The 1497-nt window shown below is 48.4% G+C and carries 2 protein-coding genes; both read left to right on the top strand.

Going from position 1 to position 1497, the window contains the following annotated elements; genetic code table 11:
• The coding region (locus tag R8269_RS24195; protein ID WP_318222774.1) for an AMP-binding protein at positions 1 to 990 on the top strand (990 nt) is incomplete at its 5' end.
• 25 nt (positions 991 to 1015) lie between these two features.
• Positions 1016 to 1497 (top strand): iron-containing redox enzyme family protein (locus tag R8269_RS24190; RefSeq protein WP_318222773.1); only part of this gene is annotated, 482 nt, incomplete at its 3' end.

The raw sequence follows: 1497 nt of genomic DNA, 5'->3' as shown, positions 1-1497 counted from the left end.
TCGCACTCGCACTTAGTGCTGCTTCCGTTATCGACACTTCTCGAGAACATAACCGGCGTTTATGTTCCACTCATGTTGGGCGTGACGTCATCTATTTTACCCGGAGCGCAAACTGGCTTACTCGGTTCAAGCCAATTCGAACCGCGTCTGTTTGCACAAGCATTAGCGACCATCAAACCAGAAAGCTTAGTGCTAACACCGGCTTTATTGCTTGCGCTAATTCATATCGCGAAACAGCAGCCCTCTCTTGTGGATTCTCTAAAATTTGTCGCCGTTGGCGGCGCAAGAGTGTCGTCGCAACTGATTAACACCGCGCATGCACTGAACATCCCTGCGTTTGAAGGTTATGGCTTGTCTGAATGTGGCTCCGTCGTTTGTTTGAATACACCAGCCACATTTAAAGCAGGAACGTGTGGCAAACCACTTCCCCACGCTCAGATTCGTATCGCAGAAGATGGTGAACTGCTCGTCAAAGGCAACGTTGCTCTTGGCTATTTGAATGAGCCGTTTACTCAAGAATGGTTAGCGACTGGCGACTTAGCCCAAATTGACGCGCAAGGTTTTGTCACTCTCTCAGGACGCAAGAAGAACCTTATCGTCACCGCATACGGCAGAAATGTCTCACCGGAGTGGATTGAATCAGAAGCGTTGGCGTTTTTGCCGATGACGCCACTGATCGTTACAGGTGATAGCCAACAAACATTATGCGCTGTCATTGCCAATAGCGAAGACGTCGAAGCAAAGGTTCATGCATTAAACCGAACCCTACCCGATTACGCTCAAATCCGAACCTTATTGCTGCTGGACAACCCACGAGCCATCTCTGGTTGGTACACGGATAACGGCAAGCTCAAACGAAATCAAATTGAACATGATGTGGCTCAGTTATTAGCGTGCACAACGCCTGAATTAACGCTGCAAGCGCAAAAGATCCAACGCATCGATTTGCCCTTTCAGCAACACATTACGTCTTTCCAAACTGCATCTTAGTTAACGGCTTCTTAAGGAGAAGGTTATGACTTTATTTTTCGAACAACTCAAACAAAGCACTGCCGCTGCTCAACAAGCAATGTTAACTGCGCCAGTCATCGCAGACGTTCAACAAGGCAACGTTTCCAAAGATATGTATATCGCCTTTCTAACCCAAGCTTACCATCACGTTAAGCACACCGTTCCCTTGCTGATGGCGTGTGGAGGCCGACTATCTGGGGAATACGAATGGGTACGAGACGCCATTGCCGAATACATCGAGGAAGAGAAAGGCCATCAAGAATGGATTTTAAATGACATCAAAGCGTGTGGCGGCGATGCCGAAGCAGTGCGCAACAACAAAGATGTAGGCCAAGTCGGTGCGCCGATCGAATTGATGGTTTCCTATCTTTACCACAACATTGACCGCCACAACCCACTCGCGCTGTTTGGCATGGTGTGGGTATTAGAAGGCACCAGCGTCGGCATTGGTGGCCAAATGGCAGAAAAAATCCAGTCAACGTTAAG

The organism is Vibrio sp. Vb0667, assembly GCF_033391095.1.
This window is presented reverse-complemented; position numbering and strand designations above follow the sequence as displayed.